11 protein-coding genes and 2 pseudogenes are annotated in these 14,430 nt (G+C 67.1%); 6 read left to right on the top strand and 7 right to left on the bottom strand.

Annotation, left to right across the window (positions count from 1 at the left end):
- Positions 1-43: 43 nt before the first annotated feature.
- The 3 genes and pseudogenes from FOF45_RS07670 to FOF45_RS07660 form a co-directional block, all read right to left on the bottom strand.
- Complete coding sequence (locus FOF45_RS07670) at positions 44-1,066, bottom strand: 3-oxoacyl-ACP synthase III (protein WP_158983611.1); 1,023 nt, start codon at positions 1,064-1,066, stop codon at positions 44-46.
- Positions 1,067-1,374: 308 nt separating this feature from the next.
- Positions 1,375-1,674: pseudogene (locus FOF45_RS07665) on the bottom strand (DUF4156 domain-containing protein); the annotation flags it as partial.
- Positions 1,675-1,842: 168 nt separating this feature from the next.
- Positions 1,843-4,695 (bottom strand): M16 family metallopeptidase, encoded by a 2,853-nt coding sequence (locus tag FOF45_RS07660; protein WP_158983605.1) that lies wholly within the window; start codon positions 4,693-4,695, stop codon positions 1,843-1,845.
- Positions 4,696-4,892: 197 nt separating this feature from the next.
- Here FOF45_RS07660 and FOF45_RS07655 point away from each other — a divergent pair, with 197 nt between their 5' ends.
- On the top strand, positions 4,893-5,606 hold the full coding sequence (locus FOF45_RS07655) for an SDR family oxidoreductase (protein WP_158983602.1): 714 nt from the start codon (positions 4,893-4,895) through the stop codon (positions 5,604-5,606).
- A gap of 30 nt (positions 5,607-5,636) precedes the next feature.
- Positions 5,637-6,119, top strand: a complete 483-nt coding sequence (locus tag FOF45_RS07650; RefSeq protein WP_158983599.1) for a tRNA (cytidine(34)-2'-O)-methyltransferase — start codon at positions 5,637-5,639, stop codon at positions 6,117-6,119.
- Positions 6,120-6,196: 77 nt separating this feature from the next.
- Here FOF45_RS07650 and FOF45_RS07645 read toward each other — a convergent pair whose 3' ends face one another.
- Together FOF45_RS07645 and FOF45_RS18515 are read right to left on the bottom strand one after the other, a co-directional pair.
- Positions 6,197-8,515 (bottom strand): YadA family autotransporter adhesin, encoded by a 2,319-nt coding sequence (locus tag FOF45_RS07645; RefSeq protein ID WP_233264085.1) that lies wholly within the window; start codon positions 8,513-8,515, stop codon positions 6,197-6,199.
- 159 nt (positions 8,516-8,674) lie between these two features.
- A pseudogene (locus FOF45_RS18515) lies at positions 8,675-9,310 on the bottom strand (ESPR-type extended signal peptide-containing protein); the annotation flags it as partial.
- A 400-nt stretch (positions 9,311-9,710) separates the two neighbouring features.
- On the opposite strand from FOF45_RS18515, the gene FOF45_RS07640 reads away from it, so the two are divergent.
- The 4 genes from FOF45_RS07640 (at position 9,711) to FOF45_RS07625 (ending at position 12,676) form a co-directional block, all read left to right on the top strand.
- Entirely contained in the window at positions 9,711-10,130 is a 420-nt protein-coding gene (locus tag FOF45_RS07640) for a nuclear transport factor 2 family protein (RefSeq protein WP_158983594.1), read from the top strand.
- Positions 10,131-10,421: 291 nt separating this feature from the next.
- Positions 10,422-11,030 carry an outer membrane beta-barrel protein gene (locus FOF45_RS07635; RefSeq protein ID WP_158983591.1) on the top strand — a complete coding sequence of 203 codons (609 nt, stop codon included), beginning with the start codon at positions 10,422-10,424 and terminating at the stop codon, positions 11,028-11,030.
- Positions 11,031-11,221: 191 nt separating this feature from the next.
- A complete protein-coding gene (locus FOF45_RS07630) occupies positions 11,222-11,878 on the top strand; it encodes a hypothetical protein (protein WP_158983588.1) in 657 nt (218 codons plus the stop codon).
- A 162-nt stretch (positions 11,879-12,040) separates the two neighbouring features.
- Positions 12,041-12,676: an outer membrane beta-barrel protein gene (locus FOF45_RS07625; protein WP_158983585.1), complete on the top strand. Its 636-nt coding sequence runs from the start codon at positions 12,041-12,043 to the stop codon at positions 12,674-12,676.
- Positions 12,677-12,733: 57 nt separating this feature from the next.
- Here FOF45_RS07625 and FOF45_RS07620 read toward each other — a convergent pair whose 3' ends face one another.
- Both FOF45_RS07620 and secB read right to left on the bottom strand, forming a co-directional pair.
- On the bottom strand, positions 12,734-13,762 hold the full coding sequence (locus tag FOF45_RS07620) for an NAD(P)H-dependent glycerol-3-phosphate dehydrogenase (RefSeq protein ID WP_158983583.1): 1,029 nt from the start codon (positions 13,760-13,762) through the stop codon (positions 12,734-12,736).
- Positions 13,763-13,775: 13 nt separating this feature from the next.
- Positions 13,776-14,291, bottom strand: coding sequence for a protein-export chaperone SecB (gene secB / locus FOF45_RS07615; protein ID WP_158983580.1), 516 nt, complete (start codon positions 14,289-14,291; stop codon positions 13,776-13,778).
- Positions 14,292-14,430 lie beyond the last annotated feature (139 nt).

Raw genomic sequence — 14,430 nt, 5'->3', positions numbered from 1 at the left:
AACCCGGCGCGCGGCCGGGTTCTTCGTCGGGCGACGCAGTCGCTTACCAGACCACTTCGGCCATCGAGCAGTTCAGGCCCGAGCCGATGCCCAGCAGCGCGATGCGCGTGCCCTTCTTCAGGCGACCGCCCTCGCGCAGCTTGCTCAGCACGATCGGCACCGACGCCGGACCGATGTTGCCGTGCTCGCCGAAGATGGTCAGGACCTTCTTCGGATCGATGCGGAACGCTTTGAGGAAGGCCTTGGTGTGGGCCTTGCTGACCTGGTGGATGACGAACTCGTCGAGTTCCTCGACCACCCAGCCCAGCGCGGCGCGCGCGGCAGTGAAGGTCTTCTGGCCGAGCTTGATGCCTTCGACCAGCAGCATGCGGCCGTCGGCGATCATGCGGTCGTGCACGAGGTCGCCGCGGCACAGCTGGTTCCACTCGGTGGCCGAACGCGTGACGCTGCCGCGATAGCGCGGCGCGCCCGGCGCGAGCTCGCTACGCGCCAGCACCATCGCCGCGGCACCGCTGCCGAGCGTGAGCGTTGCCATCTCGTCGCGGAACTGCTCTTCGGTGACGTCGTCGCGGCTGAGGCGGTCGAGCGTCTTCTCGTAGGCGAGATCAGCGGTTTCGCCGTTGACGACCAGCGCGTAGTCGATCTCGCCGCGCTCGATCATGCGGCTGGCGATGTCCATGCCGTTGAGGAACGCGAGGCACGCATTGGCGACGTCGAAGTTCTGGCAAGTGTCCGGCAGGCGCAGGTTGCCCGAGACGATGGACGCCGTGGACGGCTCCAGGTAGTCGCGGCTGACCGAAGTGTTGACCAGCAGACCAACGCGGTCGGCGTCGATGCCGGCGTCGGCCAGCGCTTTCACGCCGGCGAGCGTGGCGGCGTCGGAGGCTTTGACCTCGCCGTCCCACAGACGGCGTTCGCGAACGCCGGCGACTTCCTCAAGCACGTTGTACTTGATGCCGAGACGGTCGAGCGTGGGCTTGAGGCGTGCGTGGATTTCATCCGACGTCAGCCGGCGAGGTGCGTCGATATGGGCAAGGCCGGCGATGGCGACGTGCTGGAACAACATGGAGGCTTTACCGGAAACGGAAAAGAACACGCCATGTTAACGCTTTACGCCGCCAAGCCGCCATTCGGCACCGCATGGTCGGCGGGTCTGACCGACCAGCGGGCGGCGTCCGTTCAAGACTGCGACCGGAAGCCTTCGTAGCAGGGGCGCGCGGTCTGCCAAGCCGCGACCCGCCGGGTCATGCGGTGACCCGGCATTCAGCCCTTCGCGTCGGTTTCGGGGCGAATTGCGCGTCAGCGACCCAGTGGATAGGTCTGGGCGGTACCGCCGGTCGAGGCGGGACCCGTCGCCGCGCCGCGACCCGTGCCGCAACGCCAGGCCGAGAAACGCTGCGAACCGTTGAGCGGATCGCCCATCGGCTGCACGGTGTCGGCCTGCAGGCCCGGCGCTTCGTTGCGCGCCAGGGTTTCCAGTTCCTCGCGCACGCGCAGGTGGTTACGCTCGTAGAAGGCGACGCTGTTCTTCACCGACACCTCCACTTCGCCGCGCTTCTCGCAACCCGCCGGCGGACCGCTGCCGTCGACCACGCGCACGGACGAAGCACCCGGCGCCATGTGCACCCAGGTGCAACCGCCGGCCACCAGGGCCGTCATCAGGACCACTCCCACCGCGGACTTGCGCATCCATTACTCCGGTTGGCGGCGCAGGCGCCGCACGTCAATTGAGGACGGGGCGCGATTGTCGCCGTGTCCGCCACGGTTGTGAACGGTGCGTGGTGAACCGCGACTGAGGCCGCGGTCGAAGTTTGCGCAACAGGTGGCTCCGCTCGCAGTCGTTCAAGGTGCGGTGCCGACCGCCTTGCCATCGGCATCGAGCACCTGCACGTCGCCGAGCTTCAGCGCGCGCACTGGCTTCTCGATCTGCTTGAGGTCGCCCACCACTACCCAGGTCAGCGCATTCGGATCGAGCGTGGCGGCTGCGACCTTGACCTGCTCCGGCGTGAGCGCTTCGATCTCCGCCTTGCGCTTGAACACGTAATCGTCCGGACGGTCGTAGCGGACGATGCCGCTCACCGCGCCCATCACCGCCGATGCGGTTTCGAACGCGCCGGGCAGGCCACGGATCTCGGTGGCCTGGATCTTCGCCACTTCCTCCGCGGTCGGCGGCGCCTTGCCGGTGGCGTAGACGCTGATTTCGCGCTGCAGTTCCTTCAGCGAATCGGCGGTCTTGTCGATCTGCACAGGGGCGAACGCCATCCACGGGCGCGGGCCCAACGCGTTGACCGAGAAGCTGTAGGCGCCGTACGCCCAGTGCTTGCCTTCGCGCAGGTTCATGTTGAGGCGCGAGGAGAATTCGCCGCCGAGCACCGAGTTGGCGATGTCGAAGCGCACCGATTCGGGATCCTTGGTCGAGGGCACGACCTGGCCGGCGAAGATCGTCGCCTGTACCGCGCCGGGCTGATCGATGAGATAGACGCGCGAGTTCTTCGGGCGCGGCGCCTGGCCGACCTGCGGACGCGTCGGCGATGCGCCGTCGGACGCCCAGTCGCCGAGATGGCGATCGAGCAGCGGGACGATCTCCTTCAGCGTGGTGTCGCCGACGACGATCAGGGTGGCGTTCTGCGGGCGCACCCAGGCGCGATGGAACGCCATCAGGTCGTCGCGTGTCAGCGAACCGATCGACGCTTCGGTGCCACTGCCGCTCAAGGGCATCGCGTAGGCATGGCCCTCGCCGTACAGCAGCGGCGGCAGCACGCGCAGCGCGGCACCGTTCGGCCGCGCCTTCTCCTGGCGGATGCCGGCGATCCAGGTCGCCTTCACCCGGTCGATTTCCTTCTGGTCGAAGCGCGGCTGGCGCAGCATCTGCGCGAACAGGCCGACCGACGGATCGAGGTTCTCCTTCAGCGACGACAGGTACGCGCGTCCGCCATCCAGCGACGCGCTCGCGCCAAGGTTCGCGCCCAGCGATTCGGCGCGGTCGCCGAAGGCCAGTGCGTCGAGATCGCCCGCGCCTTCGTCGAGCATGCCCATTGCGAAGCTGGACGTACCCAGCTTGCGGCCCTCGTCGGCGCTGAAACCACCAGCGAACTCGTAGCTCATCTGCACCACCGGGATCTCGTGGCGCTCGGCGAGGATCACCGTGGTCCCGTTCTTCAGCGTCGCGCGCTGCAGCGAGGGGAACTTGAGGTCGGGGAAGCGCGACGTCTGCGGCACGCCCGTGCTGCGGTCGACCGTGCTGGGCGTGGTGGTGAACCTGGGATCGACGGTCGGCAGGGTCAGCGGTGCCGGCGTGACCGAGGGATCTTCTTCCACGGCGGTGCGCGGTCCCGGCACGACGACCAGCGTGTGGCTGCCGCGCGTCAGCCATTGGTTGCCCACGGCCTTGAGTTCGCCCACGGTGACGGTGTCGATGATCTTCAGGCTGTCGCGGAAGCACCCCGGATCGCCGGTGTAGACGGTGCACTCGGCCAGCGCATCGGCCTTGCCGCCGGAACCGCCCACGCGCTCGATGCCGCGCACGAAGCCGGCCTTGAACACGGTGCGCGCCTGTTCGACTTCGGCCTTGCTCGGGCCATCCTTGAGCAGCTTCTTCAGCTCCTCGTCGATGATCGCCTCGACCTTCGCCGGATCGACGCCCTGCTTCACGTCGGCGGTGATGATGAAGTTGGAGCTGAGTTGCGAGCCGTAAGCAGCGGCGGCGACGTTGTCGACCAGCTTGTCCTGGTGCAGCAGACGCTTGTCCAGGCGCGAGGACTTGCTGCCACCCAGCACCTGGGCGAACAGCTGCAGCTTGTCGATGTCGGGCGTGCCGGTCTGCGCGACGTTCCAGACACGGTGGATGCGCGCCTGCGGGACCTGGTCGGTCATGGTCGCGCGCGTGCTCGTGGCCAGCGGTGCGACGTCGACCTTCGGCTGCGCCATCGTCGGCGAGGCGGGGATGTCGCCGAAGTACTTCGCCGCCTTCTTGCGCGCGGTGGCGACGTCGATGTCGCCGGCCAGCACGAGCACGGCGTTGTTCGGGCCGTACCAGGTGCGGAACCAGTTCTTCACGTCCTCCAGCGAGGCCGCGTTGAGGTCGGCCATCGAGCCGATGGTGCTGTGGTGGTACGGATGGTCCTTGGTGTACAGCGCCTTGCCCAGCGCATCCCAGACCTGGCCATAGGGCTGGTTCTCGTTCTCGCGCTTCTCGTTCTGGACCACGCCGCGCTGCTCGTCCAGGACCTTCTGGTCGATCGCGCCGAGCAGGTGGCCCATGCGGTCGGACTCCATCCACAGCGCCATGTCGAGCGCGGTGGTCGGCACGTTCTGGAAGTAGTTGGTGCGGTCGGAATTGGTGGTGCCGTTCTGGTCGGTGGTGCCGACCAGCTCGAAGGGTTCGAAGAACTCGCCCCGATGGTTCTCCGAACCGTTGAACATCAGGTGCTCGAACAAGTGCGCGAAGCCGGTGCGGCCGGCGGGTTCGTCCTTGCTGCCGACGTGGTACCACAGGTTCACGGCGACGATCGGCGCCTTGCGGTCGGTGTGCACGACCACGCGCAGGCCGTTGGGCAGGGTGAATTCCTCGTACGGGATGTCCACCGTCGCCTTCGGCGCGGCCAACACGGCGGTCGGCGCGAAGGCGGTGCCACCGAGCGCGGCGGCGAGGGCCAGGGCGAGCGCGGCGGCGCGCGGGCGGGGCGACAGGAACATGGCGGACTCCTCAGGCGAAGGCCGGGCGTGACCGCCGGGCCGATCCAGCATCCTAGCCGCGCTGCGTGAATGCAGGCACTAGGCCACAAGTCCCTGCCCCGGTAGGCCTTTGTCGCAGGCGACGGTCGGCGCAAGCCGCGGCGGGCACTCCACACCGACCTCTTTACACTGTGCGCCCGCCCCAGCCGGATGCCCCGATGCCCTCCGCCAAGCGCCCCCCGCGACGCAGCCTGGTCACCGGCGCCAACCGCGGCCTCGGACTGGAGTTCGTCCGCCAGCTGCTCGCCCACGGCGACCATGTGGTCGCCACCTGCCGGCATCCGGCCCGCGCGAACGCATTGAACCGGCTCGTCGGCGAACATCCCGGGCGACTGCACGTGCTTCCGCTCGATCTCGCCGATCCGAAGTCCCACGCCGAACTCGCGCGCGAGTTGCCGCTGGTGATCGACGGCATCGACCTGCTCATCAACAACGCCGGCGTACTGCATTCCGGCGAGCGTTTCGGCGACGTGCCGCCGGCACAGCTCGACGAAACGCTGCGCACCAACGCAAGCGGGCCGTTCCTGCTCACGCAGACGCTGGCGCCGCTGCTGGTAGACGGTGGCAAGGTCGCGAACCTGTCGTCGGTCCTCGGCTCCATCGCCTCCACCGACGGCTTCCATACACCCAGTTACGCGATCTCGAAGGCGGCGCAGAACATGGCGACGGTGCTGCTCGCCAGCGCGCTGCGCGAGCGCCGCATCGCAGTCGTCGCGCTGCATCCGGGCTGGGTGCAGACCGACATGGGCGGCAGCGGTGCGCAGATTTCCGCGGAGACGTCGGTACGCGGACTGCTCAAGGCGATCGACGGCGCGTCCATCGACGACAGTGGTCGTTTCATCGACTGGCAGGGCAAGGCGCTGCCGTGGTGATGCCCTCTCTTCGCACGCAACGCTGATCGCATGCTCGACGTCATCCTGTTCCAGCCGGAAATCCCGCCCAACACCGGCAACGTGATCCGCCTGTGCGCCAACACCGGGGCGCGCCTGCACTTGGTGCGACCGCTGGGCTTCACGCTGGAGGACCGCCAGCTCAAGCGCGCCGGCCTGGACTATCACGAGTACGCATCGCTGCAGGTGCACGACGATCTCGCCGCCGCGCTGGTGGCGATCGAGCGTGCGAATGGCGCGACGCCGCGCGTGTTCGCCTTGAGCACGCGAAGCACGGTGCGTTTCGACATGCCGCGTTATGCACCGGGCGACGTGTTCCTCTTCGGCCCGGAGACGCGCGGGCTGCCGACGGATGTGCTCGAAAGCGTTCCCGCCGCGCAGCGCCTGCGCCTGCCGATGCGTCCGGACAATCGCAGCCTCAATCTGTCCAACGCGGTGGCGGTGGTGGTGTTCGAGGCGTGGCGGCAGATGGGATACGCGGGCAGCGCAAACTGATCCGTTCCAGGGAACCCAAAGAAGAACGGCGGAACCTCGCGGTTCCGCCGTTCCTGTTTCCCTCGACCGCGCTTGGATCAGAAGATCACGCCGATGCCGACGCGGTAGATCGGCTCGTCGTTCTGCGCCGCCGAGACACCCGCGTTGAAGTTCACGCGACCGTCCTTCGTCCAGCGCGAGACGCCGACGCCCAGTGCGCCTTCGCCACGGTAGGTCGCCACGCCCGCATTGAGCACGGTATGGCCGGGCACGTACGGCGTCACGTTGACCAGGGCGGAAGCCGCCGCGATACCGCGGTTCGCCTGGCGGTTGACGGCATCGATGCGGTGGTCCATCGCATAGCCCCAGTCGTCGACGCGACGATCGGTGTAGGCGTTGGCTTCGCCGAGCGTCTGCGCCGCCGTCTGGCGGATCTGGCCCAGGTTCACCGCGTCGGTGTCCTGCGTGCCAGGCGCCACGCCGCTGATGCGACGCGGACCGCCGGTGCCGGCCACGCTGACCTCGTTGCCGCCCGTGCTGCCCGCAACGGTGACGACGCCGTCCGGGGTGGACTGCTTCACGAGGCCGACGCCACCGTTGTTGATCTGCGTGGTCAGGTTGGTGACATCGCCCTCCACGTTGGTCACACGGTTGTCGAGGTTGGTGACATCGCCTTCCACGTTGGTCACGCGACCGTCGATGTTGGTGATGTCGTTCCTGATGTCGGTGACATCGCCTTCGATGTTCGTGACGCGACCGTCCAGGTTGTTGATCTGGGTGGTGTTGCCAGTCGTGCGCTGATCGAGGTTGCCCAGGGCGTCACCGACGTTGTTGTACGTGGTGGTGCCGCCGGACGCATTGGCCAGCGTGTAGGCCGGAGCCGACACCGTGCCGTCCGTCTGCACCGCCGCGCCGCCGCCCAGATGGGTGGCGATGCTGTTGGCCGTGCCATACAGCTGGCTGCCGTTGATGGCGTCGGTGCTCAGGGCGCTGACCGCACCGCGGTGCAGGTTGGTGATCGAGGTGCCATCGGTGACGCCACCGTCCGTGGACTGCGCGCCTTCCAGCATGGCGACGCTGTAGTCCACCTCGCCCGGATCGATCACGCCGTCGTTGTTGGTGTCGTTCCACTTGTACTTGACGGAACGCTCACCGGCACCGGCAGCCTGGGCCTTGATCTGCCTCAGCTGCGATACGTTGACCGCATCGGTATCCGCGGTGCCCGCGGCCACGCCGGCCAGCACGCGATCGCCCGCCGTACCGGCGAAGCTGACCTGCGTCCCGTCGGTGTCCTTGGCGACGGTGATGAGGCGCGAGGTCGCATCCTGCTGGACCAGGCCCATCGTACCGTTGGCGATGTTGGCGATGGACGTATTCATCGTACCCAGTGCCGCGTTGACCTTGCCGAAGCCCGCGCCTACGTCCGTCGCTGCACCGGTGGTGTCATTGGTGATCGCGTCGGCGTTGGTCAGCGCGTAGCTCGGCGCAGCAACGGTGCCGGTGACCGGATCGGCCACCGCGCCGCCACCCAGAGCGGTCGCCAGGCCAATAGCGGTCTGGTTCGTCGCATACAGCTGCGAACCGTTGATGGCCTCGTTGCTGGTGGACGAGATGGCGCCGTCGGCCACGCCCGTCAACACGCGGTCGCCCGCGGTGCCTGCGAAGTTCACCTTCGTGCCATCAGTGGCCTTGGCGACGGTGATGTCGCGGGTCGTCGGATCCTGCTGGACGAGGCCAACCGTGCCGTTGACGATTGAAGTCTTCATCGCACCCAGCGCCGCGTCGACCTTGGCGAAGCCGTTAACGACGTTGGTCGCCGCACCCGGCATGCCGCTGATCGCGCCGGCATTTGCCAGCGCGTAGGTCGGCGCATTGACGGCGCCGGTGGCCGGGTTGACGGTCGTGCCGAGGACGCCCGCCAGGCCGTTGGTGGCCGCGGTGTTGATGCCGACCTGCGTGTTGGTCGCGAACAGCTCCGAACCGTTCACGGCGTCGGTGCTGCTGGCATCGATGCGACCGGCGGCGACGTTGGTGATGGTGCGATACGGCGCCTGAACGCCACCGCCTACGCTGACCGTTGCGGTCGGAGTAGCGCCTGCGAAGTTGTAAGTACGGCCGGCAATGATCGCACTGGACGTGGCGACGGGAGCCGCGCTTACCGAGTACGAACCGAGGGCGACGCTGTAATCATCGTTCGCCTGTGCAGCCACACCCAGCGCCGTGCCGACGATACCTGAAGCAGTGGACTGGTTGCCGATCGCCGAGCCGCCGATGGCCGTTGCCTGCGCTGCAGCACCGAGTACGACGGCACCCTGCGCAGCCTGTGCACCGTCGCCCACGGCGATGCCCTTGCTGGCCTTGGCGCTGTTGCCGATCGCCACCGCACCCACGCCGGTAGCGTCGGAGTTCGCGCCCATGGCAACTGCGTATGAAGAGCTGGCGCCGGTCACTTTGGCACCCGTGCCGATCGCGATGGCGCTGTTCGCGTCCACCGACGCGGCCTGACCAAGGCCTACGGACTGCATCCCCGTTACCAGCGTCGAGCCACCAATCGCGACGCTGTTCAGACCGCTGACCTGAGCGGACTTGCCCATGGCGATCGACATCGAACCGGAAGCAACGCTCTGGTCGCCGATGGCGACGGCACTGGTCTGGGCCATCGTATTGAAGCCCAGTGCCACCGCGTTGGCAGAAGCGCTGTTTGCGTTGGCGCCAAGGGCTACCGCGTTGGTTCCGGCACCCTTTGCGTTGGCGCCCATTGCCACTGCCGCCAGCCCGGTGCTTTGCGATCCCTGGCCGATCGCGACTGCCTGATCCTGGTTAGCCGTCACGCCTTGGCCGATCGCGACGGACGCGATGCCTGACGTCGTGCTGTCGGCGCCCAGTGCGACGTCCCATTTGCCGTTCGCGTGCTGGTTCTGGCCGATCGCGATGGCCGCCTGGCCGTTTGCATCGGTGCGCAAAGTCGACGATCCGATAGCGATGGAGTCTGTTCCCCCTGACGTTGCGTTGCCGATGGCTTCGGAGTTGATACCCGGCGCGGAACCGCCGTCGAGCGAGCCCGCCGACGCGAGGCCGCTCATGCCAAGCATGACGGCCGCCGCCAGGGTTGCGGTGCGGCTCGATGCTTTCTTTCGGCCCTTGGCCATTTCCGAGGCCACTACCCACGAGCCGGTAGAGGCGTTCCAAACGATGCGATAGATGGTGTTCATTTCAGAAGAAACTCTTGTCCTGGAGGGGTTTCACTCGGCCGGCGGCGTTCATCGGAGAGCTCATCCGTGGGCGGGCGGTAAAGCCCCTCCGGCGCGGCGTTGTGCTGCCACGCTTTCGTCGAGATGCAACAAGTCGGGAGTGCGGGAGAAATGCTAGGAACCGCGCATCCACACCAACATGGGATTTTTCTTAATCTGGCTTTTTTTCCACCGGATCGATTGCGCTGGCGTTCACCGTGCGCGGGCCCACGGAAACCCCTGAAATTAGGAACTTTCCGAATGTCATCCAGCGGCGGCCGACACGCACGGTGGGATAACTTTCGCTGCCGCATACTCGTCCGCCCGATGGGCAGCGCCGCTGCGGTCGGCAGTTCGTTCGTCCCTACATTCGGAGACGGCCATGCGTACTTCTTTCCGAACTTTCTTCGCGCTCGCACTGGTGCTTGCATCGCTGTCGGCGCACGCCGACGACGCGGCGACGATCAAGGCACTCGAGCAGCAATGGATCGACGCGGTGGGTCGCGGCGATCGGGTCTTCGTCGACAAGCTGCTGCATCCGGCGTACGTCAACACCACGATGCGTGGGCAGGTACGCGACAAGGCGACGACCGTGGCGGCCCCACCGCTGCCGAAGGGCGCCACGCAGACGCTGCGCAACGTGCAGGTACGCATGCACGGCAACGTGGCCGTGGTGACGGGCATCAACGACTACCGCGCGCCGGGTGCGCAACCGCTCAGCGTCGCCTACACCGACGTGTATCTGAAGGAAGGCAACGCCTGGCGCGTGATCTCGACGCAGGAGTCCGTGCGCAGTCCTTGAAGGCAAGGCCGTTGCATGCACGTCGGGCCCCGCGTGGCGGTGCCACCTCGACGCCGGTTCGCGCGGACTTGAGCGCGGGCTACGGGCCTGACAGCGGGCGCGTACCCCCATCTGAACCCCTGGCGCGCCAGGCGCGACCGGCCTGCGCCGGGGAAGTTCCTGCACCTTGCAGTTTAGTATTCAGGTTAAATTTCGGTTAGCTCCGGATACTTCACGTCACCGGAGCCGCCCCCGATGTGCTTCTGATGAAGCCCGGCCCCGGCAACCAAGAACACAAGAGGCTGAGACCCAATGAAGCGTTCCCTGCTTGCCCTGACCCTCCTGGCTGCCCTGCCGTTCGCCGCTTCGGCCGCGGAAGGCGTGTCGTACACCTACGTCGAAGCCGGCTACGCCGGTACCAGCGTCGACAGCGGTCCGGACGCCGATGGCTGGGCCATCAACGGTTCGGCTGCGATCGCCCCGAACTTCCACATCTTCGGCGGCTACAGCGGCCAGGAAACCGACGATTTCGACACCGTGCTCGGCCGCGTCAATGGCGTGGACGTCGACCAGTGGAACATCGGTGTCGGCTACAACCACGAGCTCAACTCGCAGCTCGACCTGCTGACCCGCGTGGCCTACCAGAAGTCCGAAACCGACGGCGTGCGCGTCGGCGGCATCGACTTCAGCGGCACCGATGCCGACGGCTGGAGCGTCGAAGCCGGCGTGCGCGGCGCGTTCACCCCGAACTTCGAGGGCTACGCCCTGGCTGGTTTCGAGGACTACGAACACGCCGACAGCGAGTTCTACGGCAAGGTCGGCGCCCAGGTGAAGTTCAACCAGACCTGGGGCATCAACGGCGAAGTGAAGTTCGTCGACGGCTACACCGCGTACTTCATCGGTCCGCGCGCCAGCTTCTAAGCGCCGCTGCCAGCAACTGTTTCATCGCGATATCTCTCTCTCCCCCACTATCGCGACTGGAAGCCCGGCCTAGGCCGGGCTTCTTTTTTGACAGGGTTCCGGACAGATTGTGACAACCAGCGCATTCGGATATCGTGCGCGCGCCGCTGCAATGGCGGTAGGACCACATCACCAAAGGATCAGGGGATTTCATGAAGAAGCGTCTCATGTTGGCCGCCGTGCTGGCGGCCGCGCCGTTCGTTGCGTCCGCGCAGGGCAACGGCCTGAGCTACACCTATGTCGAGGGCGGCTACACCCAGGCCAACATCGATTACGACGACGAACTGCTCGGCGACTTCACCGCCGACGGCGGCTACATCCGCGGCTCGTTCGAGCTCAGCCCGTCGTTCTACGTGTTCGGCTCGTACAGCCAGGGCAAGGACGACGACTCCGTCGCGATCGATTTCGGCGGCGGCGACGTCGTCACCTTCGACGTCGAGGATGAGCTGAAGCAGGGCGAGTTCGGCCTGGGCTACCACATGGCGATGGGCGAGAAGGTCGACTTCATCGGCGAGCTGGCCTACGTGCGTCTGGACGAGGACTTCTCGTTCTCGACCTCCGACGGCGATAGCGGCTCCGACGACCTGACGTCGAAGGGCGGCCGCGCCGCGCTCGGCCTGCGTGGCGGCTCCGACACCCTCGAGGGCTGGGTCAAGCTCGGCTACATCGACCTTGGCGAAGTCAGCGGCGACTTCATCGGCACCGCCGGTGGCCAGTACAAGTTCAACAAGACCTGGGGCATCGTGGCCGAAGTCGAAGTCATCGACGACCTGAGCCGCTTCTCGGCCGGCGTGCGCGCCAGCTTCTGAGACGCCTCCATGCGGCAACGAAGAACCCGGCCAAGGCCGGGTTTTTCGTATCGGGAGCCCGGTTGCAGTTCGCGCAGGCGGCACTCACGGTTCGCCCGGGGTCGCGGTAAGGTGCGTCGCCGCCCTGCGGCACGCACTTACAAGAACATCACTGGGGAAAACATGAAGAAGCAACTCGCACTGGCGCTCGCGCTGGCGACGGCGCCGTTCGCCGCGATGGCCGACGGCCACAGCTACACCTATATCGAAGGCGGCTACGCCCAGCTCAACCAGGACCTGCCGCAGGTCGATGGTTTCGAGATCGACGACATCGAAGCCGCGGGCTTCTTCATCGCCGGCTCGGCCGAGATCGCGCCGTCCTGGCACATCTTCGGCGGCTACCGCGCCGGCGACGACGACCTGGGCGTGTCCGCGCCGTTCGTGGGCCAGCTGGGCGAAGTCGGCATCGACATGTCGCAGTACAACGTCGGCCTGGGCTACCACCACAGCCTGCGCGAGCGCACCGACCTTGTCGCCGAGCTCAGCGTGCTCGGCACCGAGATCGACATCGACAACGACGGCGAAGGCAGCCAGGACGGTACGGACGTGCGCATCGCCGTGGGCGTGCGCCATCTGATCGCCGATCCGGTCGAGGTGTGGGTCAAGGCCAACTACACCGACGGCGACGTGTACGACAGCGCCGGCAGCGTGAGCGCGGGCCTGCAGTACAAGCTGGGTTCGACCTGGGGCATCGTCGGCGAATTCGAAGCCGGCAGCGAGTTCTCGCAGGTCGCCGTGGGCATGCGCGCGAGCTTCTGAGCGCCGCCTTCGATGCAAAAGAAAAAGCCCGGCTTCGCGCCGGGCTTTTTTGTTTCATCAACCGAACAGGTCGCGCGGATATTCCGGCTTCTGCTCGCGCGCCAGCAGCAGGCGCAGGCCCTCCGCGGGCGTGATCTCGCCGTGCAGCACGCACTGCACCGCGCTGGAGATCGGCAGCTCGATGCCGTGGCGTTCGGCCTGGCGCATCACTTCGTCGGCGGTCTGCACCGATTCGACCACCTGTCCGATCTCGCGCACGGCTTCGTCGATCGACTGCCCGCGTCCCAGGGCGAGGCCCAGGCGACGGTTGCGGGAGAGATCGCCGGTGCAGGTGAGCACCAGGTCGCCCAGACCCGCCAGGCCCATCAGCGTCTCGGCCTTGCCGCCGATCGCGTGGTTGAGCCGCAGCATTTCGTTGAGCCCGCGCGTGATCAGGCCCGCGCGCGCGTTGAGACCGAGCTGCATGCCGTCGGCGACGCCGGTGGCGACCGCGAGCACGTTCTTCATCGCGCCGCCGAGTTCGGCGCCGAGCATGTCGTTGCCGGTGTAGGCGCGGAACGCCGGACCGTGCAGCGCATCGGCGACCGCCTGGGCGAAGCCGGCATCGCTGCCGTGGACGGTCAGCGCGGTGGGCAGGCCCTGCGCGACTTCCTTGGCGAACGACGGGCCGGTGACGACGGCCAGCGGCACGTCGCTGCCGAGCACCTCTTCGGCGACTTCGTGCAGGAACCGGCCACTGCCCGGCTCGAAACCCTTGGTCGCCCACGCCACGCCGGCATGCGCCGGTCGGTGCGGCGCGAGCTTGCGCAGGGTTTCGGCGAAGGCGTGCGACGGAACGACCACCAGCACCAGATCGGCGCCCACGAGGGCGTCGGCCAGGTCGGTGGTCGCGCGCAGCGAGTCCGGCAACGGAATGCCGGGCAGGTAGCGCGGGTTCTCGTGGCGCTGGTCGATGGCGGCGATGCCGTCGGCATCCCGCCCCCACAGCACGGTCGGATGACCGTGCCGCGCGATCAGGGCTCCGAGGGCGGTGCCCCAGGAACCCGCACCGAGCACCGCGACGCTAGGAAGTGCGTTCGCTTCCATGCCGCGGACGCGATCAGGCGTTGCCGGCGGTCTCGGCGTCGGCCAGGCCGCTGCCGGCCTGCTGCGCCGCGCGCTGGCGCAGGCCTTCGGCGTACAGCGCGTCGAAGTTGATCGGCTGCAGGAAGAACGGCGGGAAGCCGCCGGCCTGGATCAGGTCGCTGATCAGCTGGCGTGCGTACGGGTACAGGACGTTCGGGCAATGCGTGCCGAGCATGCCGTCCAGGGTCTGGGCGTCGAAGCCGGCCAGGCCGAACACGCCGGCCTGCTTCACTTCGACGACGTACATGGCCTTGTCGTTCGCGTTGCAGGTCAGGGTGATGCCCAGGACCACTTCGAACGCGTTGTCGTTGAGGCGCTGCACGCTCTGGTTGAGGTTCATCTGCAGCTGCGGCTGGGCCTGCTCGTTGAACACGGCCGGTGCGCCCGGAACCTCGAAGGAGACGTCCTTGGCGTAGATCTTCTCGACGGTGAACGCCGGACCGTTGGCTTCGGTGGACGCGGCGGCGCCGTTGACGTTTTCTTCGGACATCTCGTAACTCCAGGCAATAAATGCGGAAAGTGGTCGATTATGGCACGCGCCCCTGGCGCGCCCGGCTGTTCAGATTGCGCGAGTCGGCGCGTCCGCGGCAAGCGGTGTGTGCTGTCCCCAAAGACGGTGTTGGGGCGTC

It is taken from the genome of Lysobacter panacisoli, from assembly GCF_009765165.1.
In the GTDB taxonomy this organism is placed as follows: domain Bacteria; phylum Pseudomonadota; class Gammaproteobacteria; order Xanthomonadales; family Xanthomonadaceae; genus Lysobacter_J; species Lysobacter_J panacisoli.
This window is presented reverse-complemented; position numbering and strand designations above follow the sequence as displayed.